Origin of the sequence: Stenotrophomonas sp. CCNWLW162, assembly GCF_037203745.1 — a bacterium.
In the GTDB taxonomy this organism is placed as follows: domain Bacteria; phylum Pseudomonadota; class Gammaproteobacteria; order Xanthomonadales; family Xanthomonadaceae; genus Stenotrophomonas; species Stenotrophomonas maltophilia_AQ.
In genome coordinates, this window is the sequence record NZ_JBBCBL010000001.1 from 92,097 (window position 1) to 116,244 (window position 24,148).

Here is a 24,148-nt window from a genome sequence, read left to right on the forward strand (position 1 = left end):
GCGGCTTCTACAGCCGCTGCGGCCAGGAACCCGACAATGGTTTGCGCAGGTAGATCCGCTCATGACCGGGTGGGCAGTCGGGCAGTCGCCCATACACGGTGTAGCCCTGCCGCAGGTAGAAGGCTTCGGCCTGCCAGTCGAAGGTATCCAGCATCACGCTGCGGGCGCCATGGCGGCGCGCAACGGCTTCTGCTTCCGCCAGCAGCCGCTGGCCGATGCCTTGCCCGCGCAGTTCCGGGTCTACCCACAGCACATGTACCTGCAGCCAGCCGGCACAGACGTCGGCCAGCACACCACCGCGCAGCGCGCCGTGCTCGTCATGCCAGGCCAAGCGGACTGGAGTCTCATCGAATGAATCGCCGCCGTGGGCCTGGTTGAAGGCCAGCAGGCGCGCGCACAACGTGCGCATTTCATCGGCGCTGGCAGTCACCATGGCGCCGATGGGAGTGATCATGCGTCGCGGTTACCGCGACGCATCACGCGCTGCTTCTCGATCGCCCAGTCACGATCCTTGGCAGCATCGCGCTTGTCGTGGGTCTGCTTGCCCTTGGCCAGCGCCACTTCCAGCTTGATCTTGTTCTTGCTCCAGTACATCGCCGTTGGCACGATCGTGTAGCCATCACGCTCGACCTTGCCCACCAGCTTGTCGATCTCGCTCCGGTGCAGCAGCAGCTTGCGCTCGCGCCGGTCATTGGCCACCACATGGGTCGAGGCCTGGATCAACGGGGTGATCTGCGCGCCGATCAGGAAGATCTCACCATCCTTGACGTAGGCGTAGGCGTCGACGATGTTGCCGCGGCCAGCACGGATCGACTTCACTTCCCAGCCCTGCAGGGCCAGGCCGGCCTCGAAGCGATCTTCGATGTGGTACTCGTGACGGGCACGCTTGTTCAACGCGATGGTTTTGTTGGCCGTCGCGCTCTTTGCTTTATCCTTGCCGCTGTTCTTGCTCATTTCCGTATTGTCTCCGATTCGGGCCCGCCCGGTCGATTGCCGAAACGTCCTGTATTCATGCCAACTATCCGCCGCAGCGCCCTGGTCGAACATTCGGCCGCACGCATGTTCGACCTGGTCAACGATGTCCAGGCTTATCCGCGCCGCTTCCGCTGGTGCTCGGCTGCCCAGATCCTGGAGCAGGGCGAGGACCGCCTTGTCGCGCGCCTGGACCTGGGCCTGGGCTCGTTCAGTACCTGGTTCCAGACCGAAAACACCCTGCAGCGCCCGCACAGCATCGACATGCAGCTGCGTGACGGTCCGTTCAAGCAACTGCACGGCCGCTGGGAATTCCATGTGCTGGCCGAGGATGCCTGCAAGGTGACCCTGACCCTGGAGTTCGAGCCCAGCTCGCGGCTGCTTGGCCCGGCATTGGCGATCGGCTTCCAGGGGCTGGCCGACCGCATGGTCAACGACTTCGTCCGCGTCGCCGACGAGGCCTGAACGATGATCGAGGTCGAGGTGGTGCTGGCCTGGCCGCGACAGGTGCTCTCGCGCCGGCTGCAGCTGGAAGAGGGCGCCACCGTGGCTGAAGCCATTGTCGCTGCCGCGTTGGAAGGCAGTGCTGGATGCCCGGCCGTGGCCGTGCACGGCGTACTGGCGCGCCCGCAGCAGGTACTGCTGGATGGCGACCGCATCGAGCTGCTACGCCCGCTGCTGGCCGACCCCAAGGACAACCGCCGGCGTCGCGCGCTCGGCGGTTGATTCCCGCAACCCGTCCGCGTGGACGGGCAGGGGGCCTCAGCGGCCCTTCTTCTTCTTGTCCTTCGGCAGGTTGCGGCCGAACTGGCGGACGGTCTGCTGGGCCAGGGCCTTGTCGTTGCCCGGGAAATACTCGCCTTCCCAACGGGTCACGTTGTCGTTCTCGAAGAACACGGTGAAGTTCTTCACCTCGGTACGGCCGAGGCGGTTCACGCGCTGGCTGGCGGTGTAGTCCCAGCGCTGCGCATGGAACGGGTCGGGAATGGACGGGGTGCCCAGCAGCGCGGTGACCTGCTGCTTGCTTTGCCCGACCTGCAGCTTGGCCACGGCATCTTCCCGGATCAGGTTGCCCTGATAGATGGGTTGCTTGTAGATGATGCCGCACCCGGTGGTGGACAGGGCGACGGCGGCGACCAACAGGAGATTGCGCATCGGGACTGGCGGTTGGGGAAATCAAACCGATGATACACTCCCGGCGTGCCACCGCGACCCAATCCGAGGCAGCTGGCGCTAAATCGCCAATGAACGGAGACCTATGGAAACCCACGACCTGCGTAAAGTCGGCCTGAAGGTGACCCATCCGCGGATGCGGATCCTGGCGCTGCTCGAGCAGCGCAACGCCCAGCACCACATGACCGCCGAAGATATCTACCGCCAGCTCCTCGAGCACGGCGACGAGATCGGCCTTGCCACGGTGTACCGGGTGCTGACCCAGTTCGAGGCCGCCGGCCTCGTGCTCAAGCACAATTTCGAAGGCGGCCAGGCCGTCTACGAGCTGGACCGTGGTGGCCACCATGACCATATGGTCGACGTGGACAGCGGCAAGATCATCGAGTTCGAAAGCCACGAGATCGAGGAGCTGCAGCGCAAGATCGCAGCCGACCACGGCTACGAGCTGGAAGAGCACTCGCTGGTGCTGTACGTGCGCAAGAAGCGCAAGTAAGCCGTTCCGGCCAGCTGGATGCGACAAGACCCCGGGCCTGCCCGGGGTTTTTCGTTGATGGGGTCAGTGCCCTTTCCCTGCGGGAAGGGGATCCGACCCCGGCCTGCCCAGCACGGCGTCCAGATCCACCGCCTCGGCCATCGCCTGGTTGCCCGCATCGCCCGGGTGCAGGTGGTCGCCGGAGTCATAGGCGGCAGCCATCCGTGACGGATCCGCCGGGTCGCGCAGGGCGGCATCCAGATCGATCACCGCATCGAACGGGCTCCCGGTACGCAGCCAGGCATTGAGCTGCTGGCGCAGCGCTTCTTTTTCCGGCTGGTAGTAGTCGTCCAGCGGCGTGCCGGGCAGGGCGCCGGCGAACGGCGTCAGGGTGGCAACCAGAATGCGCAGGCCCCGGCCACGGGCCTGGTCGGCCAAGGCGCGATAGCCAGCCTGCAGTTCGGCCAGCGTTGGCCGCACCTGGTTCCGGGCGAAGGCGGTACCGGGCCAGCTGATGTCGTTGATGCCGATCAGCACGATCACGCTGGCCACGCCCGCTTGGTCCAGCGCGTCACGCTGGAAGCGACTGAGGGCGGCGTCCCCCATCCCGTCGCGCAGCAACCGGCCACCGGAGATGCCGGCGTTGACCACGGCCACGCCTTGCGGTGCCAGGCGCGCCGCCAGATGGTCGGTCCAGCGCTGGTCCTGGTCGAGGCTGGCGGTAGCGCCGTCGGTGATTGAATCGCCGATCACCACCACGCTGCGCGCGCTGGCCGCCGCCTCGACCTCGATGCCGGTCAGGAACAACCGGGCAGTGCTGGGGCTGGCCCGCTGCAGGTCGAGGGTTCGGCTCTGGTCGCCTTCGGCGATCCAGCTGGTCTGGCGGCCGTCCCAATGGAAGGTCTGCAACGGGATTGGTCTGGGCACGTAGGCGCTGACCTGCAGGGCCTGGCGGTGTTTGGTGGCCAGTGGCAGAGGATCGCTCAGCCGTTCCTGGCCGGGGGCGATCAGCACGCCGGGCTGGCCGTCGAAACGGAGTGGCTGCGGCGTTGCGCCTGCCTGTGCCGCCACACTCGCCGCTCCGATCCGCAGCGGCTGGGTGCCGTAGGCATTGCTCAGTCGCACCCGCAGCCGAGGGCCGCCCAGGCTGATACGCGCGGTCTGGCGGAAGGTCTGGTCATGCAGCTCGGCCGGAATAAGGGTGGGAAACAGGAAATCCGCGCCCCACACCCGCTGCGGGCTGGCCTGCCAGCTGGCGACCCAGTGCGGGGCAGGGGCGGCGCTGGCAGCGCCGGACAGGGTGATCAACGCGGCGGCGGTGAGCTGGCTGAAGCGGTTCATCGGGCAATCCCGGGAGGAGGGAGCGCCATGGTGATTCCGCAGTGATCTGTGAACTAGACTGCGCATGGATAATCATCTGTGAACTGTATTCATAGCCATGGCACGACCCGACATCAACCGATCCGGCGAACTGGGAGTGTTCGTGCGGGTGATCGAGACCGGTGGCTTTTCCGCCGCCGCCCGTACGCTGGACATGACGCCGTCGGCAGTCAGCAAGCTGGTGGCACGGCTGGAGCAGCGGCTGGGCACGCGCCTGCTGCAGCGTTCCACCCGCCAGCTGCAGCTGACCCCGGAGGGCTGCGCGTTCTATGAGCGTGGCCTGCGCGTGCTCGCCGACCTGGAGGAGGCCGAGCGTTGCGCCAGCGCGCATGCCGAGCCGCGCGGACGGCTGCGGGTCAATTCCAACGTGCCGTTCGGCCAGCATTTCCTGTTGCCGCTGCTGCCGGCGTTCCTCGAGCGCAACCCGCAGGTCGGGGTGGACCTGACCTTGAATGACGAGGTGATCGACCTGCTCGAGCAGCGCACCGACGTGGCCGTGCGCGCCGGCCCACTGAAGAGTTCCAGCCTGGTCGCGCGACGGCTGGGCGCAACGCGGATGATGATCGTGGCCGCACCGGCCTATGCGCAGCGGCACGGCCTGCCGCGCAACGCTGAAGAGCTGCTGTCGCACAACCGTCTGGACATCGGCCATGCGCGTGCGATGCAGGGCTGGCCATTGCTGCAGGAAGGGCGCGAGCGGATGCTGCTGCCCAGCGGCAATGCCCGCGCCAGCAACGGCAATGCACTGCGTCAGCTGGTGCTGGGGGGCTTGGGCATGGCGCGACTGGCGACCTATCAGGTGCAGGAGGACATCGCTGCCGGACGCCTGTTGCCGGTGCTGGAAGCGGCCAATCCCGGTGACCTCGAAGAGGTGCACGCAGTGTTCCTGGGGCAGGGCGGTTACCTGCCGCTACGCGTACGCGCGTTCCTCGATTTCCTGGTGGAAACGGTGGATCTGGCGCGGCCGTTGGGGTGAGCCTGGTAGTGCCGGCCGTTGGCCGGCAACCTCACGATCTTCGCCCAACCGCGTCGGGGTGCCGGCCAGCGGCCGGCACTACCGTGCGGAAGTCGAGCATGGCCCGACGCTACAAAAGCGGGCCTCAGACCTGCAGCAGCTTGCGTGCGGCGGCGCGCGCTTCCTTGCTCACTTCCACGCCGCCGAGCATGCGTGCCAGTTCTTCTTCGCGCGCCTTGCTGTCCAGCTTTTCCACTGCGCTCTGGGTCATGCCTTCCACCGGCGCCTTGCTGACCCGGTAGTGCGCATGGCCCTTCGAGGCGACCTGCGGCAGGTGGGTCACGCACAGAACCTGGCGCTTCTCGCCAAGCGCACGCAGCTTCTGCCCGACGATGTCAGCCACCGCGCCGCCGATGCCGGAGTCGACTTCGTCGAACACCATGGTCGGCACCGCATCCAGGTCCAGCGCGGCCACTTCGATGGCCAGCGAGATGCGCGACAGTTCACCGCCGGAGGCCACCTTGCGCAGCGCGCGCGGCGGTTGGCCGGCGTTGGCCGCGACCAGGAATTCCACGCGTTCGGCACCCTGCGGATCGGGCTTGCCGGCGTCCTGCGGCTCCAGCTCGATCAGGAACTGGCCGCCGCCCATGCCCAGCTCGGCAATAATGCCGGTGGTGGTGGCCGACAGTTCGGCAGCAGCGCTGCGGCGGCTGGCGGACAGTACGTCGGCCTGTACGCGCCAGGCGGCGGCGGCCTTGTCGATCTCGCCGGCCAGGCGCTGCAGGCGCTCGTCGGCGCCACGCAGCTGTTCCACTTCGGCATGCATGCGCTCGCGCTGCGCGCCGAGCTCGTCCATCGGCACGCGGTGCTTTCGGGCCAGGTCGTGCAGGCGGCCGAGGCGACGCTCGTTCTCCTCGAACTGCTCGGGGTCGGCGTCGAGGTCATCGTGCACCCGGTCCAGCAGCGACAGGGCTTCGTGCAGCTGGATCGAGGCGTTCTCGATCAGGCCGTCCACCTCGCCCAGGCGCGGGTCGTGCTCGATCAGCCTCGACAGCTCATGGCGGACCTGTTGCAGCAGGTCCAGTGCGGAACTGCCGTCGTCGCCGTTGAGCTGGTTGCTGGCCGCCTGGCAGGCGCTCAACAGGGCGCTGGCATGGGCCTGGCGGCGGTGGCTGGCGCCGAGTGCGGCGATCGACTCCGGCTCCAGGTCCTCGCGGTCGAGCTCGCGCAGCTGGTGTTCGAGGAAGCCGATCCGGTCACTGACGTCGCCCTGTTGCGACAGGGCAAGCGATTCGTCGACCAGCGTCTGCCAGGCGGCGGCGGCACGGCGCACCTGGCGGCGCTCGTCCTCGTTGCGGGCATAGGCGTCGAGCAGGGCCAGCTGCGACGGACGCGTCAGCAGGGCCTGCTGCTCATGCTGGCCATGGATTTCGACCAGCAATCCGGCCAGGTCCGCCAGCTGTGCCAGCGTCACCGGGCGGCCGTTGATCCACGAACGTGAACCGCCATCGGCGCGGATCACCCGCCGCAGCTGGCACTGTTCCTCATCGTCCAGCTCGTTGTCGGCCAGCCACTGGCGTGCGGCCTGCAGCTGGTCCAGCGCGAATTCGGCGGAAAGCTCGGCGCGCGCGGCACCGTGGCGGACCACGCCACTGTCGGCGCGGAGGCCGGACAGGAAGCCCAGGGCGTCGACCATCAGCGACTTGCCGGCGCCGGTCTCGCCTGAAACGACCGTCATGCCGGGCCCGAACTCCAGTTCGGTGGCGCGGACAACGGCAAAATCCTTGATCGAAAGATGTCTGAGCATGGGTAAGGGGTATCAGCAGCCGCGCAACGCTAGCACGTGGGCGAGGGAGGTCCAATGACTTGCCAAGGTGATGCGCCGCCATTATCTAGTGTCCGTGTCTCACAGGTTGATTCCATGCACGGTTCTCCCGACCAGCTTGCCCCGCGTGCGCGCCATCTGCTGCGCACGCTGATCGCGCGTTACATCCAGGACGGCGAGCCGGTCGGCTCGCAGACGCTGGCGCGCGTGGCCGGCCTGGAGGTCAGCCCGGCCACCATCCGCAACATCCTTGGCGACCTCGAAGACCTGGGGCTGCTGGCGTCGCCGCATACCTCGGCCGGGCGCGTCCCGACCGCGCATGGCTACCGGGTGTTCGTCGACAGCCTGCTGCAGATGCAGCCGCCGGGCGAGGGCGAGCTGGCCCGCCTGCGTCAGGAACTGGCGGGCGGCGGCAGCACCCAGGCCCTGCTCGGCAGCGCCTCGGAACTGCTGTCGGCGATGAGCCACTTCGTCGGCGTGGTCAGCGCGCCACGACGCGAGCAGTTCGCCTTCCGCCAGATCGATTTCGTGGCGCTGGATGGACGCCGGGTGCTGGCGATCCTGGTGTTCGCCGACAACGAGGTGCAGAACCGCGTCATCGAGACCCGTCAGGACTTCGTGCCAGGCCAGCTGGAGCAGGTCGCCAACTACCTCAATGCCCATTTCGCCGGCCTGCCGATGGCCGAGATCCGTACCCGCCTGCTGCTGGAGCTGCGCGACGCCCGCTCGGAGCTGGAGCAGCTGCTGGCGCACAGCATCGAGCTGGCTGAGCAGGCGCTGCAGCCGCCGGCCGACGACATGCTGGTGGCCGGCCAGACCCGGCTGATGGGAGTACAGGACCTGTCCGACCTGGAGCGACTGCGTGAGCTGTTCGAGCTGTTTTCCAGCAAACGCGAGATCCTGCAGCTGCTGGAGCGCACCATCCAGGCCCCGGGCGTGCGCATCTTCATCGGTGAGGAGACAGGGATGATGCCGCTGCAGGGCGTCTCGCTGGTCACCGCCCCGTACACCGCCAATGGCCAGGTGCTGGGCGTGCTGGGCGTGATCGGGCCCAAGCGGATGGCCTACGACCGCATGATCCCGCTGGTCCAGGCCACCGCCGATGTGCTCGGCGCGGCCTTTTCACCGGCCGGGCGTACTCCCGGAACATCCGACGCTTGAAACGCAGCATCCCGCCCACACTAGGGTGGGTGGAGGCGGAGATTGACCGCCAGGGACCCAGACATGAACCACGAACATCCAGATATCGAATCCCAGCAGAGTGCCGCCGATGCGGCCGCCGCCGCCGGCGTGAACGACGAAGTGGAGCGCCTGCGCGCCGAGCTTGAGCAGGTCAAGGCCGATGTACTGCGCGAACGCGCCGACCTCGAGAACCAGCGCAAGCGCGTTGCCCGCGACATCGAGCAGGCCCGCAAGTTCGCCAACGAGAAGCTGCTGGGCGAGCTGCTGCCGGTGTTCGACAGCCTGGATGCCGGCCTGAAGGCCGCCGGCGATGATGCCCATCCGCTGCGTGAAGGCCTGGAGCTGACCTACCGGCAGCTGCTGAAGGTCGCCGGCGACAACGGCCTGGTCCTGCTGGACCCGACCGGCCAGCCGTTCAATCCGGAGCATCACCAGGCCATCAGCCAGGTGCCGACTCCGGGTGCCGCCCCGGGCAGCGTGGTGACCGTGTTCCAGAAGGGCTACCTGCTCAACGAGCGCCTGCTGCGGCCGGCGCTGGTGGTGGTGGCGGCCGACTGACCCCCGCGGGGCCGGGAGGCGGGCACGACCCGCGCCCGACCCGACGCTGAACGCGCCGGACAACCGGAAACACAGCGTTCGGAGGATGGCTTGAATGTTCCACGGGCCTCCCCCACTTCGTATTCATCCACCGGCCGAACGGCCGGACTGACCTAAACAGCATTCTTCAGGAGTCTCCCCCATGGGCAAGATCATTGGTATCGACCTCGGCACCACCAACTCGTGCGTGGCGATCATGGACGGCGGCAAGGCCCGCGTCATCGAGAATTCGGAAGGCGATCGCACCACTCCGTCGATCGTCGCCTACACCAAGGACGGCGAAGTCCTGGTGGGTGCCTCGGCCAAGCGCCAGGCCGTCACCAACCCCAAGAACACCTTCTACGCGGTGAAGCGCCTGATCGGCCGCAAGTTCACCGACGCCGAAGTGCAGAAGGACATCGCGCACGTCCCGTACAGCATCCTGGCCCATGACAATGGCGATGCCTGGGTGGCCACCAGCGATGCCAAGAAGATGGCACCGCAGGAAATCTCGGCCAAGGTGCTGGAGAAGATGAAGAAGACCGCCGAGGACTTCCTCGGTGAGAAGGTCACCGAAGCGGTCATCACCGTGCCGGCCTACTTCAACGACAGCCAGCGCCAGGCAACCAAGGACGCTGGCCGCATCGCCGGCCTGGACGTCAAGCGCATCATCAACGAGCCGACTGCGGCCGCGCTGGCCTATGGCCTGGACAAGGGCGACAACAAGGATCGCAAGATCGTTGTGTACGACCTGGGCGGCGGCACCTTCGACGTTTCGGTGATCGAGATCGCCAATGTCGACGGCGAGAAGCAGTTCGAAGTGCTGGCCACCAACGGCGACACCTTCCTGGGTGGCGAAGATTTCGACAACCGCGTCATCGAGTACCTGGTTGAAGAGTTCAACAAGGACCAGGGCATCGACCTGCGCAAGGATCCGCTGGCCCTGCAGCGCCTGAAGGATGCTGCCGAGCGCGCCAAGATCGAGCTGTCCAGCGCCCAGCAGACCGAAGTGAACCTGCCGTACGTCACCGCCGACGCGTCGGGTCCGAAGCACCTGAACATCAAGCTGACCCGCGCCAAGCTGGAGTCGCTGGTGGAAGAGCTGATCAGGAAGTCGATCGAGCCGTGCCGCGTCGCCCTGAACGATGCCGGCCTGCGTTCGAGCGACATCAGCGAGGTGATCCTGGTCGGCGGCCAGACCCGCATGCCGAAGGTGCAGCAGGCGGTGACCGAGTTCTTCGGCAAGGAACCGCGCAAGGACGTCAACCCGGACGAAGCCGTGGCACTGGGTGCTGCGATCCAGGGCGGCGTGCTGGGCGGCGACGTCAAGGACGTGCTGCTGCTGGACGTGACCCCGCTGTCGCTGGGTATCGAAACCATGGGCGGTGTGTTCACCAAGATCATCGAAAAGAACACCACCATCCCGACCAAGGCCTCGCAGGTGTTCTCCACCGCCGAGGACAACCAGTCGGCGGTGACCGTGCACGTGCTGCAGGGTGAGCGCGAACAGGCCCGCTTCAACAAGTCGCTGGCCAAGTTCGACCTGTCCGGCATCGAGCCGGCCCCGCGTGGCCTGCCGCAGGTGGAAGTGTCCTTCGACATCGACGCCAACGGCATCCTGCACGTGTCGGCCAAGGACAAGAAGACCAACAAGGAACAGAAGGTCGAGATCAAGGCCGGTTCGGGCCTGTCCGAGGAAGAGATCGCGCGCATGGTCGCCGACGCGGAAGCCAACCGCGAAGAAGACAAGAAGTTCCAGGAACTGGTGCAGGCCCGCAACCAGGCCGACGCCCTGATCCACGGCACCCGCAGCGCCATCACCGAGCACGGCAGCAAGGTTGGCGGCGATGTCATCGGCAAGGTGGAAGCGGCCCTGGCCGACCTGGAAACCGCGATGAAGGGTGACGACAAGGCGCAGATCGAAGCCAAGTCGAAGGTGCTGGAGGAAGCTGGCCAGTCGCTGTTCGCCGCTGCTTCGGCCGAGCAGGGCGGTGCCGCCCCGGGCGCCGACGCCGGCAATGCGGGCAAGGCGCAGGATGACGTGGTGGATGCCGAGTTCACCGAAGTCAAGGACGACAAGAAGTCCTGATCCGGACCGACGCGGGACGCTGCCTGCCAGCGTCCCGTTGTCGTACCAGGGTCCTGACCGCCCTCTGGCGTGTCGGGGCGCCCGACGCAAGAGCGGACCTGGTTCCGCTCTTCCGCTTTGACGAATCCCGACTTTCCGGAATGCGATCCACGATATGAGCAAGCGCGATTACTACGAAGTGCTGGGCGTTGCCCGCACTGCCAACGACGAAGAGCTGAAGAAGGCCTACCGCCGTTGTGCGATGAAGTTCCACCCGGACCGCAACCCGGGTGATGCGGCGGCCGAAGCCTCCTTCAAGGAGTGCAAGGAAGCCTACGAAGTGCTGTCCGACGGCAACAAGCGCCGCATGTACGACAGCCACGGCCACGCCGCGTTTGAGCACGGCATGGGCGGTGGCGGCGGTCCGGGCGGCCCGGACATGAACGATATTTTCGGCGACATCTTCGGCAACATCTTTGGTGGTGCAGGCGGCGGTGGCCCGCGCCAGGCCCGCCGTGGTGCCGATATCGGTTACGTGATGGAGCTGGACCTGGAAGAAGCGGTGCGTGGCGTCGAGCGCCGCATCGAAATTCCAACCCTGGCCGAATGTGGCGACTGCGATGGCAGCGGCTCCGAAGACGGCAAGGTCGAGACCTGCAACGTCTGCCATGGTCGCGGCCAGGTGCGCATCCAGCGCGGCATCTTCGCCATGCAGCAGGCCTGCCACAACTGCGGCGGCCGCGGCCAGATCATCGCCAAGCCCTGCAAGACCTGCCACGGCAACGGCCGTGTCGAGGAAGACAAGGTGCTGTCGGTGAAGGTGCCGGCGGGCGTGGATACCGGCGACCGCATCCGCCTGTCGGGCGAAGGCGAGGCCGGTCCGGCCGGTACGCCGCCAGGCGATCTGTACGTGGAAGTGCGGGTACGCGAGCACGCGATCTTCCAGCGCGATGGCGACGACCTGCATTGCGAAGTGCCGATCCGCATCTCGCAGGCCGCGCTGGGCGACACCGTGCGCGTGGCCACCCTCGGCGGTGAAGCGGAAATCCGCATCCCGGCCGAGACCCAGACCGGCAAGCTGTTCCGCCTGCGCGGCAAGGGCGTGCGTTCGGTGCGCAGCCGCAGCGAAGGCGACCTGTACTGCCGTGTGGTGGTGGAGACCCCGGTCAACCTCACCAACGATCAGCGCAAGCTGCTGGAGCAGTTTGAGGCGACCTTCAACGGTGAGGATGCGCGCAAGCACTCGCCGAAGTCGGCGACCTTCATCGATGGCGTGAAGGGCTTCTGGGACCGGATGACGTCCTGATTCTTCAACGGAAACGTTGAACGGTAGCGCCGGGCCGTGCCCGGCGTTTTCGTTTGTGGTGCCGCACTGCCGCCGCCGGGCATGGCCCGGCGCTACCGGAAAAACGCCGCCGGAGTCTGCCCGAGCTGGCGCTTGAACATGCTGGTGAATGCACTCGGGCTGTCATAGCCCATCGCCAGTGCGACATCGATGACCTTTTCGCCGAGCGCCAGCCGTTCCATTGCTGCCAGCAGCCGCGCCTGCTGCCGCCACTGGCCAAAGGTCATGCCCAGTTCGCTGGCGAAATGACGCTGGATGGTTTTCACGTCCACCGCCAGTGCCTGCGCCCAGTCCTGCAACGTTGCGTCATCCGCAGGATGCTTCTGGATGTGCAGGCAGATCTTCAGCAGGCGGGGATCGGACGGTTCCGGCAGGTGCAGCGGCAGCGCATCCATCCGCCGCAGTTCGTCCAGCAGCAGGCGCACCACACGGCCATCGCGGCTGTCGTCCTCGTGCGCGCCCTCGATCAGGCTGGCAGCCAGCAGCAGTTCACGCAGCAGGGGGGCCACCTGTATCGCGAAAGCTTCGGCAGGCAGGTGTGGCGCGAACTCCGGCTCCACATACAGGCTGCGCATGTGTACCTCGGCAATGCAGTCCACCGCATGGGCAATGCCGGCAGGCACCCAGATCGCACGGGTGGAAGGCACTACCCAGCGGCCGACTTCCGAGCGCACCACCATCAACCCGGACTGCGCGTAGACCAACTGGTGGCGGCGGTGCTTGTGCGGCGAGATATGCGTGCCGGCCTGGTAATGGCGGGCACGGCAGGTCACCGGTCGTTGTATCGGCACCTCCCGCCAGGGAGCGGTTTCGCGGACCGGGCAGGGGATGTCCTTTTTGCGATAGGCCATGACCAGAACGCGGCAGAAGGGAGGAAGGTGCAACCGTAGCATGCGTGGCTCGCCCCCAACCTGACTGTGTCCATGTCGACCCTGGCTTCCCCCAAAACGACCTCACGCCCGGTGGCTCCCGGCGTGTTGGCCGCCATTTCTACCTCGCATGTCGTCAACGACATGATGCAGTCGCTGATCCTGGCCATCTATCCGGTGATCAAGGGCGGCTTCAATCTCAGCTTCACCCAGATCGGCCTGATCACGCTGACCTACCAGCTCACCGCCTCGATCTTCCAGCCGCTGATCGGCATCGCCACCGATCGCCGTCCGGCGCCGTATTCGCTGCCGATCGGCATGGCCTCGACCCTGTGCGGCATGCTGCTGCTCGGCTTCGCGCCGAACTACACGATGGTGCTGCTGGCGGCGGCGATGGTCGGCATTGGTTCGGCCATCTTCCACCCGGAAGCCTCGCGCATCGCGCGGCTGGCCTCGGGCGGTCGCCATGGTTTCGCGCAGTCGGTGTTCCAGGTCGGCGGCAACTTCGGTACCGCGCTGGGCCCGTTGATTGCCGCCGCGGTAATCGTGCCGCATGGCCAGCATGCCGCATCGTGGTTTGCCGGCGCCGCCCTGATCGGCATTGCATTGCTGACCTATGTCGGTCGCTGGTACGCGCTGCACCTGGGTACACCGCGTCCGGCCAGCACCGCGTCGATGGCCCCGCGCCATCCGCCACGCACCGTGGCCAGGGTGCTGGTGATCCTGCTCGTGCTGATCTTCAGCAAGTACTTCTACATGGCCAGCATCGGCAGTTACTTCACCTTCTACCTGATCCACCACTTCGGCATTCCGGTGGCGCAGGCGCAGCTGCACCTGTTCGCCTTCCTGGTGGCCTCCGCCGCCGGCGGATTCCTCGGTGGACCGCTGGGTGACCGCATCGGCCGCAAGCCGATCATCTGGACCTCGATCCTCGGCGTGGCGCCGTTCGCGTTGATGCTGCCGCATGCCGACCTGCTGTGGACCACGGTGCTGGCGGTGCTGATCGGCTTTGTGCTGTCCTCGGCGTTCTCGGCCATCGTGGTGTATGCGCAGGAGATGATGCCGCACCGTATCGGCATGGTGTCGGGGCTGTTCTTCGGCTTCGCGTTCGGCATGGGCGGGCTGGGGGCGGCCGTGCTGGGCCTGCTGGCGGACAAGACCAGCATTGAGTATGTCTACCAGCTGACTGCGTTCCTGCCGCTGCTCGGCATTGTCGCGGCGTGGCTGCCACCTTCGCGGCCTGTTGTTCACTGAGGGGTTTGAGTTTGCAGGGCTTGCAGCCCTGCACCTGCTTAAAGCCGAAGCAACAGCCGAATCTGGTTTCCTGAGGGTTGGCGGGGTGGGTCCGGTTGAGGGGGACGCCGTAAATACGTCCATGTAGGCTTGGTCGCGGCATCCATGCCGCTCACACCCCTCAACCGGACCCACCCCGCCTTCGACAGTTTTCCGCGATCTGTCAGAGCGGCGTTTTGCTCTGGTAGGTGTCGACCTTGGTCGACACGGATGAATTCATTCGATGTCTCACAGATGTGTCGACCAAGGTCGACACCTACCAACAGCACACGGAATCTGTCAGAGGTGGGGCGGTGTCGGAGTGCGGGGTGTCAGCCGCATGGATGCGGCTGCCAAGCCCCCATGGATGGGTTCACGGCGTCCCCGCACTCCGACATCGCCCCGCCATCCCAGGGGATGCGAGCTTTTGCCGTTGCCTTTGCCGTTGCTTCGGCAGGTGCAGGGCTGCAAGCCCTGCCGAAAACCCCCTTGGGCGTAGAATGCGGGCATGAGCGAATCCCTTGATAACCACCTGGTCCACGGCCGCCGCCAGCGGCCGGACGGGCCCTCGCCGATCGATGTCATCTCGGTCCAGTCGCAACTTGTCTACGGCCACGCCGGCAACAGCGCCGCGCTGCCGCCGATGCGTGCACTGGGCGTGCGCGTGGCGGAGATCCCGACCGTGCTGCTCAGCAATGCGCCGTTCTACGACACCACCCGCGGCCGCGTGCTACCCGCCGACTGGTTCGCCGATCTGCTGCTCGGCACCCGCGAACGCGGCCTGCCGCAGCGGGCGAAGATGCTGGTATCCGGCTACTTCGGCAGCACGGCCAATGGCGCCGCGTTTGCCGATTGGCTGGATGAAATCCTGCCGGCCTGCCCGCAACTGCGCTACTGCCTGGACCCGGTGATCGGCGATACCCATACCGGGCCCTACGTGGAACCGGGCCTGGAGGCGATCTTCGCCGAACGCTTGCTGCCGCATGCCTGGCTGGTGACGCCCAATGCCTTCGAACTGAATCGCCTGACCGGCATGCCTGCGCTGGCCGAGGTTGACGCCATCGCTGCCGCGCGCACGTTGCTGGACCGCGGTCCGCACTGGGTGATCGCGCACAGCGTGGGTGGCAACCCGGGTGAGTTGGTGACTTTGGCGGTCGGCCGCGAGGAAACCTGGCGCTGGACCTCGCCGCTGCTGCCGGTGGACGTGGCCGGTACCGGCGACGTGCTGATGTCGCTGGTGGTGTCGTTCCTGCTGCGCGGTGAGTCAATGCAGCAGGCGATCTCGCGCGCCATCGCCGGTACTCATGCGGCATTGGAAGCGACCCTGGACAACGGCTTCGAGGAATTCGACGTGATCGCCGCGGCGCCTGCCGCGCTGGCCGAAGGCATGCGCTTCCGCGCCGAACGCGTGGCATGAGCGGCCTGCAGGAACGCACGCCGCGCACGGTCGGCATCATCGGTAGCGCCGGCGCCTATGGGCGCTGGTTGACCCGCTTCTTCCAGCAGCACATGCAGTTGCAGGTGATCGGCCACGACCCGGCCGATGCAACCTCGCATACGCCGGAGCAGCTGTTGGCGCAGGCCGATGTGCTGGTGTTCTCGGCACCGATCCGGCACACGCCGGCGCTGATCGCCGAATACGTGCGGCAATCGGCCGGTCGCGAGCGGGACCGCCTGTGGCTGGATGTGACTTCGGTAAAGGAGGCACCGGTACAGGCGATGCTGGCCTCGCAGGCCGAAGTGGTCGGGCTGCACCCGATGACTGCTCCGCCCAAGGCGCCGACGCTGAAGGGCCGGGTGATGGTGGTCTGCGAAGCACGGCTGCAGCACTGGCAGCCGTGGGTCGACGCGTTGTGCGCGGCGCTGCAGGCCGAGTGCGTGCGCGCCACGCCGCAGCATCACGACCAGATGATGGCGCTGGTGCAGGCGATGGTGCATGCCACCCATCTGGCCCAGGCCGGCGTGCTGCGCCAGTACCAGCCGCAGTTGGGAGATCTTGCTGCGATGATGCCGTACCGCTCCGCGTCGTTCGAGCTGGATACGGCGATCATCTCGCGCATCCTCTCGCTGAACCCGGCGATCTACGAGGACATCCAGTTCGGCAATCCCTACGTGGCGCCGATGCTGGAGCGCCTGGTGGGCCAGTTGCAGGCCCTGCAGGTACAGGTCGGGCAGGGCGACGACACTGCGCGTGCTGCGTTCCGCGAGCAGTCGCTGTCGGCCAACCACAATGCCTTCGGTGAGCAGGCGCTGGCCGCTGGCAACTACACCTTTGAACGGGTGGGGTACCTGCTGGCCGACCTGACCGAGCGCAACGCGTTGTCGGTACACCTGCCGGAAGATCGTCCAGGTTCGTTGCGTGAGCTGCTGAACGTGTTCGAGCAGCATCGCATCAGCCTGGCCTCGATCCATTCCTCGCGCACTCCAAGCGGCGAAGTGCACTTCCGTATCGGTTTCGTGGCGGGAAGTGATCCGGCCGCCATCGCACTGGCGGCGGCCGAGGTGGACGCCAGCGGCATCGGACGGGTGCTGGGCTGAGTATATTCATCCACAGGCGGTGTGGATGATTTCTGAGCAAAGGTGTGGATAACCGCCTGCAGCCCTTGCCAGGAAAGGCTGTCAAGATGGTTGGTCAAAAATTCACCACGCTTTTTATGGCGTCGGGCCATGCTCAACTACCCTTGGCAAAAAGCGTGTCGACCAAGGTCGACACCTACCAGGGCGTGGCGATACGAGCAAGGTCGACACCTATCAGGGCGGGGCGATACGAGATCCGGTAGCGCCGGGCCATGCCCGGCAAACCTCAGATCGTCAGCCGCACTTCACCGCCACTGGTGGTGAACTCACGGCCATTGCGGACCAGCTGGCGTCCATCATCCAGCTCGTAGCGCGGCGTGGACTCGGAGTTGTGCCCGCTGCCATTGGCCTCGGGCTTGAACTCGATGATGATGTGGCTGTCGCCATTGCTGTCGACGGCGGGGAACTGTCGGAACGACATCGTGCACCTCCTTCAGCAGGTGTTGCTGACGCGTGGCCAGCTTGGCGCGCCGGGTGTTAGCCGGCTGTCATCAATCGATGAACTGCAGCCTTGCCAGTTCAGCGTACAGACCGCCTTCGGCCAGCAACTGCGCGTGCGTACCCTCGGCCACGATGCGGCCCTGGTCCATCACCACGATGCGGTCTGCCTTGAGCACGGTGGCCAGGCGGTGGGCGATGACCAGCGTGGTACGGCCGGCCATCAATCGCTCCAGCGCCTGCTGCACGCCATGCTCGCTCTGCGCATCCAGCGCGCTGGTCGCTTCATCCAGCAGCAGGATCGGTGCGTCCTTCAGCAGCGCACGGGCGATCGCCACACGCTGCTGCTGGCCGCCGGACAGGCGCGCGCCACGCTCACCCAGTTCGCTGTCGTAGCCCTGCGGCAACGCACGCAGGAAGCCGTCGGCCTCGGCTGCGCGCGCAGCATCTTCGACCTCGGCGTCGCTGGCCTGCAGGCGGCCGTAGCGGATGTTGTCGCGTGCGCTGGCCGCGAACAGGGTGGGCTGCTGCGGCACCAGCGCAAGCTGGTCGCGCAGTTCGGCCGGATCGACCTCGCGTACATCGATGCCGTCCACGCAGATGTGGCCAGCAGCCGGATCGTGGAAGCGCAGCAGCATCGACAGCACCGTACTCTTGCCGGCGCCGGATGGCCCCACCAGCGCCACGGTCTCGCCCGGGCGCACATGCAGGTTGAAGTGATCCAGCGCGGCCTGGTCAGGGCGCTGAGGGTAGTGGAACACCACGTCGTTGAACTGGATCTCGCCGCGCAATGGCTGTGGCAATGCGTGCGGCTGTGCCGGTGCGCGGATCTCGATGTCTTCCTGCAGCAGTTCGCCGATGCGGCCCATGCCGCCGGCCGCGCGCTGCAGCTCGTTCCATACTTCGGCCAGCGCGCCCACCGAGCCACCACCGATCAGTGCATACAGCACGAACTGGCCCAGCGTACCGGCGCTGAGGCGGCCGTCGATGACGTCGTGCGCGCCCAGCCACAACACGCCGACGATGGCGCCGAACACCAGCAGAATGGCGCTGGCGGTGACCAGCGACTGTGCGCCGATGCGGCGGCGCGCGGCACCGATGGCATCAACGAGTGCCTTGTCGAAGCGTCCGCGTTCGTACGGTTCGCGTGCATGTGCCTGCACCGTGCGCACCGCTCCCAGAGTTTCGCTGGCCAGGCTGTTGGCATCGGCGATGCGGTCCTGGCTGTTGCGTGCGACCGTGCGCAGCTTGCGCGCGCCGATGATGATCGGCAGCACCGCCAACGGGATACCCAGCAGCGACCACGCGGCCAACCGCGGGCTGGTGACGAACAGCATCGCCAGGCTGCCGATCACGGTGACCGTGCTGCGCAGGGCCACCGACATGGTCGAGCCGACCACGCTACGCAGCAGTTCGGTGTCTGCCGTCAGGCGCGATACCAGTTCACCGCTGCGGCTGCGGTCGTGGAAGCCCGCGCCCAGGTGGATCAGGTGGGCGTACAGCTGGCTGCGCAGGTCGGCTACCACCTTTTCGCCAAGCAGCGATACGAAGTAGAAGCGCGCCGCCGTGCCCAGTGCCATGACTACCGCCACCAGCATCAGCAGGGCGAACGCGCGGTTGATCTGGCCGCCACTGGTGAAGCCATGGTCAATCATCTGCTTCACTGCCGGTGGCAGGCTCAGCGTTGCCGCCGATGACACCGCCAAGGCCATCAGCCAGGCTGTGAACAGGCCACTGTGGCGGCGCACGAACGGCCACAGCGTGCGCAGGCTGCCGAGGCGGCGCAGCGGCGGGGTCGAAGCGGGGGCGTCGTCCTTGTCAGTCATCCTGGTCGTCGTCTTGTATGCGGATACGGTCACGGGTGGCGTCGCGCAGGCGGATTTTCAATGCGTCGACCTGATCGGCAGGCAATTCGACCCGCAGGCACACGCCGTCGGCATCGAACTGTTCATCGCGCTTCTCTGCGGCGAAGACGGGCAGGGTGGCGTGCAGGGTGCCCAGATCCTCGAACCCGGCCAGCAGCCGCAGCCGGGACATGGCCACCAGCGGCAGTCTCGGCGCGGTACGCAGGCATTCGGCCGCGGCCCCGCCATAGGCACGCACCAGACCGCCGGCGCCCAGCTTGATGCCGCCGAACCAGCGCGTCACCACCACCATCACCCGGTCGAAGCCCTGGCCATCAATGGCGGCCAGGATCGGCCGGCCGGCGGTGCCGGCCGGCTCGCCATCATCGCTGGATCGATAGTCCTGGCCGTGCCGGTAGGCCCAGCAGTTGTGCGTGGCGTCAGTCACCGCAACCTGCTGCAGGAAGGCCATCGCCGCCACCGCACCGTCGATTGGCGCGGCGTGGGCGATGAAACGGCTGTGCTTGACTTCCAGCGTGTGGTTGACTGGCTGGGCGAGGGTATCGGGCATCCCCACCATTCTACGGGGTTGCTGCAGTACCCGGTCCGGCTCAGTCGTCCAGCAGCGGACGCAGGTCGCGCGGCAGGCGCGATTCCGGATACTGCTGGATGTAGCGCTCCAGGCTGGCGCGGGCGAGGTCGCGCTGGCCATCGTCGCGACGTTCTCGAATTTTCTGCAGCCACTGCCGCCGTGGCAGCCGGGCGTCAGCGGCCACGGCGGCCTGCACCGTGTCCGCACTCAGGCCAGCATCGCTGCCGCGGCGCATGACCCCCGGTGCGGAACGGCTGGGGGCTTCGCGCTTCATCGAGGTGATCTCTACCCGGTCCAATGCCGGGGCCTGTTCGGCCTGGACGCTGTTGGGCTCTGGCGTGCCTGCCGAGCGTGCCTTCAGCGAACCACTGGCGACAGCCGGCGCCATCAGCGGCGCGGGTGCCGAGTAGGCAGTGGGGGCAGGGGGCGCCGGTGGCGCCGCAGCCGGGGGCGGCGGCAGTGCAGCGAAGGCGCTGTCGGCAGCGGGTTCTGCCGCCATCGATCGCGCGGCCGGTGCCGGTGCATCGGTGGCTTCTACTGGTGCTGGCTTGCGCTCGCGTGCAATGGCTTCTGCCGGGGCGGCAACAGCTTCCGGTGTTGCCGGGGCAACAGCCGGTTCTGCAGCGGCAGCCGTGCTGTCTGCGGCGCTGCTTTCAATCGTCTGCTCAGTGGCGGCGACATCGGCAGCTGCAGGCGCTGCCGCCATCTGGGCTTCGCCGGCGGGAACCGGCGGCGGTTCCGGGCGCAGCTGCCAGGCGATACCGATCGCGAACACCATCGAGGCCGCGATGCCGAACACAGCCGGCCAGCGCGGGCGGGTGCGCCGCACGCGGGGCGCGTCCGGTGAGGTGGTGGCATCGGCGGACGGCGCATCCACGGCGGCACGTGCCGCGGCCAGGATGGCGGCGTCCAGCGCGGCCGGCGGTGCCTGCTCGGCGCGACGGCCAAGCAGCTGGGCCAGCTCGCGTTCTTCCGGCGTCAGGGGGTCGTTTCGGTTCATGCGTTCAATCCCGCACGCAGCTTGTCCATCGCATAGCGCAGCCGCGATTTCACGGTTTCCCGGCCCACGCCGGTGATCTGGCCAATCTCCTCCAGGCTCAGTTCCTGATCCAGCCGCAACTGCAGCACTTCACGCTGCTCGGGCGGCAGTTGCTCCATCGCCAGCTGGATGCGGCGACGCTGTTCGAATTCGGAAAGCTCGGCTTCCGGGGTCTGCCCGTCCTCGATCGCCGCCAGGCGCAGGTCGGCATCGGCCGGCGCGGCGGGGCGGTGGCGGGCAGCGCGCCAGTGGTCGTTCAAGCGGTTGTGGGCGATGCGGAACAGCCAGGTGCTGAACGCCGCTTCGGGCTGCCAGCCGGCGCGGGCGCTGATCACCCGCTGCCACACATCCTGGAAGATCTCCTCGGCCAGCGCGTTGTCCCGCAGTTGCCGCAGCAGGAAGCCGAACAGGCGCTTGCGGTGGCGTGCATACAGGCTTTCGAACGCGCGCAGGTCGCCACCGGCCCAGGCCAGCATCAAGGCTTCATCGGTTGGCAGTGCGCTGGCTTCCACGGCGTACAGGGTAAGGCCTGCAGACGGTGGCGCATAGCCGGTGGCGGCGGTGGGAAGGGCGAGGGTCATGGCTCGGAAGGGGCTACGGTCGGCAGGAAAAACGTACGGGCGCACGATTCGGGGTTTGCGGGCTTCCATTGCCCCCCGGGTGGCGCGCTATGCTCGGCGGCTCAGGGGAGGCGACGCACAGACGGCGCCAAGAGATTGTCATTTGTCCACGCATGCTGAACCGGCGGAAGAACCACTACACGAGGCCGTGCTGAGCACGGCGCTGGTGCGCGCGCTGCATGCGCTGCTGCCGGAAACGGCAGTGCTCCGGGTCGGCTGGGAAGACCCGCAGCTGGGGCGTGGCGAGGGCGGCTGGCCGCCCGTCAGCGGTGACCGGCCTGCAGTACCTGCTGGCATCGGCGATGGCCAGCATGGCTGGGACTACGACGGTGCGCGCCTGCTGCTGTCGGTGGAGGGCGCGATCCCCTCGCCGGCGTGGTGGGGGCTGGCCCGGCAGGCGATGGAGCTGGCCCTGCAGCGCGGCCGCCAGGCGGGACAGATCAAGGCGCTGGAGGAGGCCGAGCGTCTGCAGCAGGCGCTGTTCCAGATCGCCGACCTGGCCGGTGCCGACCTGGAGATGGGCGAGATGCTGCGCCACGTGCACGGTGTGCTGGGCACGCTGATGTACGCCGAGAACTGCTACATCGTCGAGTACGACGATGTGCGCGACCAGATCCGGTTCCTGTACTTCGCCGACCAGGTCGATGACTTCGTTGCCGACCCGGCGCAGAGCCATGACGCCAGCGAGATGCCGCGCAGTCTGACGGTGGCGCTGCTGCGCCATGGCAGGCCGCTCAGTGGCCCGTCACGCGAGCTGCTGGCGCGGGTGGTCGAGCAGGAGCACGATCCGCAGCGTGGCCCGGAAAGCCTGGACTGGCTGGGCGTACCGATGCTGCGCGATGGCCGCGTGTGCGGTGCCATCGTGGTGCAGAGCTACGAACACGCGGCCCGCTATGGTGAGTCCGAGCGTGCCCTGCTGGGTTTTGTCGCCCAGCATGTGCAGACCGCGATGGACCGACGCCAGGCCCAGGTGCGGCTGGAACAGCAGGTCGAGCGGCGCACCCAGCAGCTGCAGCGCGCCAACCACAGCCTGCAGGACGAGGTGGCCGAACGACGCCGTGCCGAGCAGCTGCAGACCGCGTTGTACAACATCGCCGAGATGGCGATGTCGGCCGACAGCCTGGCCCAGTTCTACGGGCGGGTACACGGCGTGGTGGGGCGCCTGCTCGACGCGCGCAATTTCTACATCGCGCTGGTCAACGCGGCGGGCAACGGACTGGATTTCGTCTATTCGGTGGACGAGCACAATGCCAGCCGTGCGCCGCGACCGTTCAGCCGTGGCCTGACCGAATACGTGGTACGCAACCGGCGGCCGCTGCTGGCTTCGCGCGCGCAGATCGATGCGCTGCTGGCCAACGGCGAGGTGCGCGAATCCGGTGCGCGCTCGCATTGCTGGCTGGGCGTGCCGCTGCTGCGCGACGACGAAGTGGTCGGCGCGATCGTGGTGCAGAGTTACAGCCAGAACAGCACCTTCAGCGTGCACGACCAGCGCCTGCTGACCTTCGTCGCGCAGAACATCGGCACCGGCCTGGCCCGCCAGCGCGACCAGCAACGGCTGCGTTCGGCGCATGCCGAGTTGGAAAAACGGGTGGAAGAGCGCACCCGCGAGTTGGCCGAAGTCAACGAGAAACTGCTCGGCCAGATCGGCGAGCGGCTGCGCGCAGAACAACGGCTGACCCACCAGGCCATGCACGATGCGCTGACCGGCCTGCCCAACCGCCTGCATCTGCTCGACCGCCTGCAGGATGCGTTGTCGCTGGCCCGTCGCGAGGGTGGACCGGTGTTCGCCGTGTTGTTCCTTGACCTGGACCGCTTCAAGCTGGTCAACGACAGCATCGGCCATGCCGCAGGCGATCGCATGCTGGTGGAAGTGGCCAAGCGCATCGTGTCGATGGCCAGCACCGACGATGTGGTGGCGCGGCTGGGCGGTGACGAATTCGCAGTGCTGCTGCAGTGTCCGCAGGGCCTGGCGCAGGCACTGGATTTTGGTCAGCGACTGCTGCTGGCGCTGCAGGAATCGATGTGGATCGCCGGCCGCGAACTGTTCCCGTCTGGCAGCCTGGGCATCGCCCTGTGGAACCCGCGCTACCGTACCGGCGAAGAACTGCTGCGCGATGCCGACGCCGCGATGTACCGGGCCAAGGCGCAGGGCCATGACCGCTGCGCGATCTTCGACGAGGACATGCGCGAGCAGGCCATGCGCAGCCTCGACCTGGAAGCCGATCTGCGCCGCGCGATCAACAACCACGATTTCGTGCCGTTCTACCAGCCGATCGTGCGCCTCTCCGATGGCGAGGTGGTCGGGCACGAGGCGCTGCTGCGCTGGCAGCACGAGCGCCGTGGCCTGCTGCTGCCGGGGGCGTTCCTGGAGCTGGGCGAGGAGAGTGGGCTGATCGAACAGGTTGACTGGCTGATCTACGAACAGGTCATCGCCGGCCTGGCCGAAGGCGGGCACACCTATGTGTCGGTGAACGTGTCACCGCGTCATTTCCGCTCTGCTGAGTTCAGCGGCCGGCTGTTCGGCCTGCTGGATGCGTACGGTGCCGATCCGCAGCGGCTGCGGCTGGAGATCACCGAGGTCGCACTGCTGGATGACGGCCCGCACACGCTGCGCATCCTGCAGGGCCTGCGCGAGCGCGGCATCCAGGTGCAGCTGGATGATTTCGGTACCGGCTTCTCGGCGCTGTCCTACCTGCACCGCTTCCCGATCAGCACGCTGAAGATCGACCAGAGCTTCATCGCCGGTCTGCATGGACCGGAAGTGCAGAGCACGCGCGCGCTGGTCGAGGGCGTGCTGTCGCTGGCGCGCACGTTGGGCATCGAGACCATCGGCGAGGGCATCGAAACCGAGGCGCAGCAGCAGACGCTGCGCGAACTCGGCTGCGACTATGGCCAGGGCTACCTGCTGGGGCGGCCGGCACCGTGGGGCTGCGCGGCGGCCTGAACCAC

The 24,148-nt window shown here is 67.1% G+C and carries 23 protein-coding genes; 12 read left to right on the forward strand and 11 right to left on the reverse strand.

The window, feature by feature from the left end; genetic code table 11:
• Positions 1-7 precede the first annotated feature (7 nt).
• On the reverse strand, positions 8-454 hold the full coding sequence (locus V9K93_RS00505) for a GNAT family N-acetyltransferase (protein ID WP_337301934.1): 447 nt from the start codon (positions 452-454) through the stop codon (positions 8-10).
• Entirely contained in the window at positions 451-954 is a 504-nt protein-coding gene (smpB, locus tag V9K93_RS00510) for an SsrA-binding protein SmpB (RefSeq protein WP_040007975.1), read from the reverse strand. The genes V9K93_RS00505 and smpB overlap by 4 nt, the downstream gene beginning before the upstream one ends.
• A 57-nt stretch (positions 955-1,011) precedes the next feature.
• Between smpB and V9K93_RS00515 the strand changes: the two genes are divergently transcribed.
• Positions 1,012-1,437 (forward strand): type II toxin-antitoxin system RatA family toxin, encoded by a 426-nt coding sequence (locus V9K93_RS00515; RefSeq protein ID WP_012510750.1) that lies wholly within the window; start codon positions 1,012-1,014, stop codon positions 1,435-1,437.
• Positions 1,438-1,440: 3 nt separating this feature from the next.
• Positions 1,441-1,698, forward strand: a complete 258-nt coding sequence (locus V9K93_RS00520) for an RnfH family protein (protein WP_100468243.1) — start codon at positions 1,441-1,443, stop codon at positions 1,696-1,698.
• A 36-nt stretch (positions 1,699-1,734) separates the two neighbouring features.
• Here V9K93_RS00520 and V9K93_RS00525 read toward each other — a convergent pair whose 3' ends face one another.
• Positions 1,735-2,127, reverse strand: coding sequence for an outer membrane protein assembly factor BamE (locus V9K93_RS00525; RefSeq protein ID WP_012510752.1), 393 nt, complete (start codon positions 2,125-2,127; stop codon positions 1,735-1,737).
• A gap of 103 nt (positions 2,128-2,230) precedes the next feature.
• Here V9K93_RS00525 and fur point away from each other — a divergent pair, with 103 nt between their 5' ends.
• Complete coding sequence (gene fur, locus V9K93_RS00530) at positions 2,231-2,638, forward strand: ferric iron uptake transcriptional regulator (protein ID WP_005409235.1); 408 nt, start codon at positions 2,231-2,233, stop codon at positions 2,636-2,638.
• Positions 2,639-2,701: 63 nt separating this feature from the next.
• Here the strand turns inward: fur and V9K93_RS00535 are convergent, their stop codons facing one another.
• Positions 2,702-3,958, reverse strand: coding sequence for an SGNH/GDSL hydrolase family protein (locus V9K93_RS00535; protein ID WP_337301935.1), 1,257 nt, complete (start codon positions 3,956-3,958; stop codon positions 2,702-2,704).
• Between the two features lie 97 nt (positions 3,959-4,055).
• Here V9K93_RS00535 and V9K93_RS00540 point away from each other — a divergent pair, with 97 nt between their 5' ends.
• Positions 4,056-4,973: a LysR family transcriptional regulator gene (locus tag V9K93_RS00540; RefSeq protein WP_337301936.1), complete on the forward strand. Its 918-nt coding sequence runs from the start codon at positions 4,056-4,058 to the stop codon at positions 4,971-4,973.
• A 124-nt stretch (positions 4,974-5,097) separates the two neighbouring features.
• On the opposite strand, the gene recN is transcribed toward V9K93_RS00540, so the two are convergent.
• Positions 5,098-6,759, reverse strand: a complete 1,662-nt coding sequence (gene recN, locus V9K93_RS00545; RefSeq protein ID WP_253078876.1) for a DNA repair protein RecN — start codon at positions 6,757-6,759, stop codon at positions 5,098-5,100.
• A 114-nt stretch (positions 6,760-6,873) separates the two neighbouring features.
• Here recN and hrcA point away from each other — a divergent pair, with 114 nt between their 5' ends.
• The 4 genes from hrcA (at position 6,874) to dnaJ (ending at position 11,909) form a co-directional block, all read left to right on the forward strand.
• Entirely contained in the window at positions 6,874-7,938 is a 1,065-nt protein-coding gene (hrcA, locus tag V9K93_RS00550) for a heat-inducible transcriptional repressor HrcA (RefSeq protein WP_337301937.1), read from the forward strand.
• A gap of 63 nt (positions 7,939-8,001) precedes the next feature.
• Positions 8,002-8,517 carry a nucleotide exchange factor GrpE gene (grpE, locus tag V9K93_RS00555; RefSeq protein WP_046983364.1) on the forward strand — a complete coding sequence of 172 codons (516 nt, stop codon included), beginning with the start codon at positions 8,002-8,004 and terminating at the stop codon, positions 8,515-8,517.
• A gap of 181 nt (positions 8,518-8,698) precedes the next feature.
• Positions 8,699-10,624, forward strand: coding sequence for a molecular chaperone DnaK (gene dnaK / locus V9K93_RS00560; protein ID WP_012510757.1), 1,926 nt, complete (start codon positions 8,699-8,701; stop codon positions 10,622-10,624).
• Between the two features lie 154 nt (positions 10,625-10,778).
• Positions 10,779-11,909 carry a molecular chaperone DnaJ gene (gene dnaJ / locus V9K93_RS00565; protein ID WP_004153270.1) on the forward strand — a complete coding sequence of 377 codons (1,131 nt, stop codon included), beginning with the start codon at positions 10,779-10,781 and terminating at the stop codon, positions 11,907-11,909.
• A gap of 92 nt (positions 11,910-12,001) precedes the next feature.
• Here the strand turns inward: dnaJ and V9K93_RS00570 are convergent, their stop codons facing one another.
• Positions 12,002-12,799 carry an AraC family transcriptional regulator gene (locus V9K93_RS00570; protein WP_295377871.1) on the reverse strand — a complete coding sequence of 266 codons (798 nt, stop codon included), beginning with the start codon at positions 12,797-12,799 and terminating at the stop codon, positions 12,002-12,004.
• Positions 12,800-12,871: 72 nt separating this feature from the next.
• Between V9K93_RS00570 and V9K93_RS00575 the strand changes: the two genes are divergently transcribed.
• The 3 genes from V9K93_RS00575 (at position 12,872) to V9K93_RS00585 (ending at position 16,627) form a co-directional block, all read left to right on the forward strand.
• A complete protein-coding gene (locus tag V9K93_RS00575) occupies positions 12,872-14,071 on the forward strand; it encodes an MFS transporter (RefSeq protein ID WP_136640021.1) in 1,200 nt (399 codons plus the stop codon).
• 526 nt (positions 14,072-14,597) lie between these two features.
• A complete protein-coding gene (gene pdxY, locus V9K93_RS00580) occupies positions 14,598-15,506 on the forward strand; it encodes a pyridoxal kinase (RefSeq protein WP_337301938.1) in 909 nt (302 codons plus the stop codon).
• Positions 15,503-16,627, forward strand: a complete 1,125-nt coding sequence (locus V9K93_RS00585) for a prephenate dehydrogenase (RefSeq protein WP_337301939.1) — start codon at positions 15,503-15,505, stop codon at positions 16,625-16,627. Before pdxY ends, V9K93_RS00585 begins: the two co-directional genes overlap by 4 nt.
• Before the next feature lie 265 nt (positions 16,628-16,892).
• On the opposite strand, the gene V9K93_RS00590 is transcribed toward V9K93_RS00585, so the two are convergent.
• The 5 genes from V9K93_RS00590 to V9K93_RS00610 form a co-directional block, all read right to left on the reverse strand.
• The gene (locus V9K93_RS00590) at positions 16,893-17,087 is read right to left on the reverse strand and encodes a hypothetical protein (protein ID WP_046983651.1); all 195 of its coding nucleotides are present in this window, start codon (positions 17,085-17,087) and stop codon (positions 16,893-16,895) included.
• A 70-nt stretch (positions 17,088-17,157) separates the two neighbouring features.
• The gene (locus V9K93_RS00595; RefSeq protein ID WP_337301940.1) at positions 17,158-18,930 is read right to left on the reverse strand and encodes an ABC transporter transmembrane domain-containing protein; all 1,773 of its coding nucleotides are present in this window, start codon (positions 18,928-18,930) and stop codon (positions 17,158-17,160) included.
• On the reverse strand, positions 18,923-19,519 hold the full coding sequence (locus V9K93_RS00600) for an IMPACT family protein (RefSeq protein ID WP_046983661.1): 597 nt from the start codon (positions 19,517-19,519) through the stop codon (positions 18,923-18,925). The genes V9K93_RS00595 and V9K93_RS00600 overlap by 8 nt, the downstream gene beginning before the upstream one ends.
• Positions 19,520-19,559: 40 nt before the next feature.
• Positions 19,560-20,540 carry a hypothetical protein gene (locus tag V9K93_RS00605; RefSeq protein WP_337301941.1) on the reverse strand — a complete coding sequence of 327 codons (981 nt, stop codon included), beginning with the start codon at positions 20,538-20,540 and terminating at the stop codon, positions 19,560-19,562.
• A complete protein-coding gene (locus V9K93_RS00610; protein WP_229298213.1) occupies positions 20,537-21,055 on the reverse strand; it encodes an RNA polymerase sigma factor in 519 nt (172 codons plus the stop codon). The genes V9K93_RS00605 and V9K93_RS00610 overlap by 4 nt, the downstream gene beginning before the upstream one ends.
• A gap of 247 nt (positions 21,056-21,302) precedes the next feature.
• Between V9K93_RS00610 and V9K93_RS00615 the strand changes: the two genes are divergently transcribed.
• Positions 21,303-24,143, forward strand: coding sequence for a bifunctional diguanylate cyclase/phosphodiesterase (locus V9K93_RS00615; RefSeq protein ID WP_337301942.1), 2,841 nt, complete (start codon positions 21,303-21,305; stop codon positions 24,141-24,143).
• Positions 24,144-24,148 lie beyond the last annotated feature (5 nt).

Bases quoted from the DNA above. Each gene is read 5' to 3' on its own strand.
- V9K93_RS00505 (WP_337301934.1), bottom strand. From the start codon at position 454: ATGATCACTCCCATCGGCGCCATGGTGACTGCCAGCGCCGATGAAATG.
- smpB (WP_040007975.1), bottom strand. From the start codon at position 954: ATGAGCAAGAACAGCGGCAAGGATAAAGCAAAGAGCGCGACGGCCAAC.
- V9K93_RS00515 (WP_012510750.1), top strand. From the start codon at position 1,012: ATGCCAACTATCCGCCGCAGCGCCCTGGTCGAACATTCGGCCGCACGC.
- V9K93_RS00520 (WP_100468243.1), top strand. From the start codon at position 1,441: ATGATCGAGGTCGAGGTGGTGCTGGCCTGGCCGCGACAGGTGCTCTCG.
- V9K93_RS00525 (WP_012510752.1), bottom strand. From the start codon at position 2,127: ATGCGCAATCTCCTGTTGGTCGCCGCCGTCGCCCTGTCCACCACCGGG.
- fur (WP_005409235.1), top strand. From the start codon at position 2,231: ATGGAAACCCACGACCTGCGTAAAGTCGGCCTGAAGGTGACCCATCCG.
- V9K93_RS00535 (WP_337301935.1), bottom strand. From the start codon at position 3,958: ATGAACCGCTTCAGCCAGCTCACCGCCGCCGCGTTGATCACCCTGTCC.
- V9K93_RS00540 (WP_337301936.1), top strand. From the start codon at position 4,056: ATGGCACGACCCGACATCAACCGATCCGGCGAACTGGGAGTGTTCGTG.
- recN (WP_253078876.1), bottom strand. From the start codon at position 6,759: ATGCTCAGACATCTTTCGATCAAGGATTTTGCCGTTGTCCGCGCCACC.
- hrcA (WP_337301937.1), top strand. From the start codon at position 6,874: ATGCACGGTTCTCCCGACCAGCTTGCCCCGCGTGCGCGCCATCTGCTG.
- grpE (WP_046983364.1), top strand. From the start codon at position 8,002: ATGAACCACGAACATCCAGATATCGAATCCCAGCAGAGTGCCGCCGAT.
- dnaK (WP_012510757.1), top strand. From the start codon at position 8,699: ATGGGCAAGATCATTGGTATCGACCTCGGCACCACCAACTCGTGCGTG.
- dnaJ (WP_004153270.1), top strand. From the start codon at position 10,779: ATGAGCAAGCGCGATTACTACGAAGTGCTGGGCGTTGCCCGCACTGCC.
- V9K93_RS00570 (WP_295377871.1), bottom strand. From the start codon at position 12,799: ATGGCCTATCGCAAAAAGGACATCCCCTGCCCGGTCCGCGAAACCGCT.
- V9K93_RS00575 (WP_136640021.1), top strand. From the start codon at position 12,872: ATGTCGACCCTGGCTTCCCCCAAAACGACCTCACGCCCGGTGGCTCCC.
- pdxY (WP_337301938.1), top strand. From the start codon at position 14,598: ATGAGCGAATCCCTTGATAACCACCTGGTCCACGGCCGCCGCCAGCGG.
- V9K93_RS00585 (WP_337301939.1), top strand. From the start codon at position 15,503: ATGAGCGGCCTGCAGGAACGCACGCCGCGCACGGTCGGCATCATCGGT.
- V9K93_RS00590 (WP_046983651.1), bottom strand. From the start codon at position 17,087: ATGTCGTTCCGACAGTTCCCCGCCGTCGACAGCAATGGCGACAGCCAC.
- V9K93_RS00595 (WP_337301940.1), bottom strand. From the start codon at position 18,930: ATGACTGACAAGGACGACGCCCCCGCTTCGACCCCGCCGCTGCGCCGC.
- V9K93_RS00600 (WP_046983661.1), bottom strand. From the start codon at position 19,519: ATGCCCGATACCCTCGCCCAGCCAGTCAACCACACGCTGGAAGTCAAG.
- V9K93_RS00605 (WP_337301941.1), bottom strand. From the start codon at position 20,540: ATGAACCGAAACGACCCCCTGACGCCGGAAGAACGCGAGCTGGCCCAG.
- V9K93_RS00610 (WP_229298213.1), bottom strand. From the start codon at position 21,055: ATGCTGGCCTGGGCCGGTGGCGACCTGCGCGCGTTCGAAAGCCTGTAT.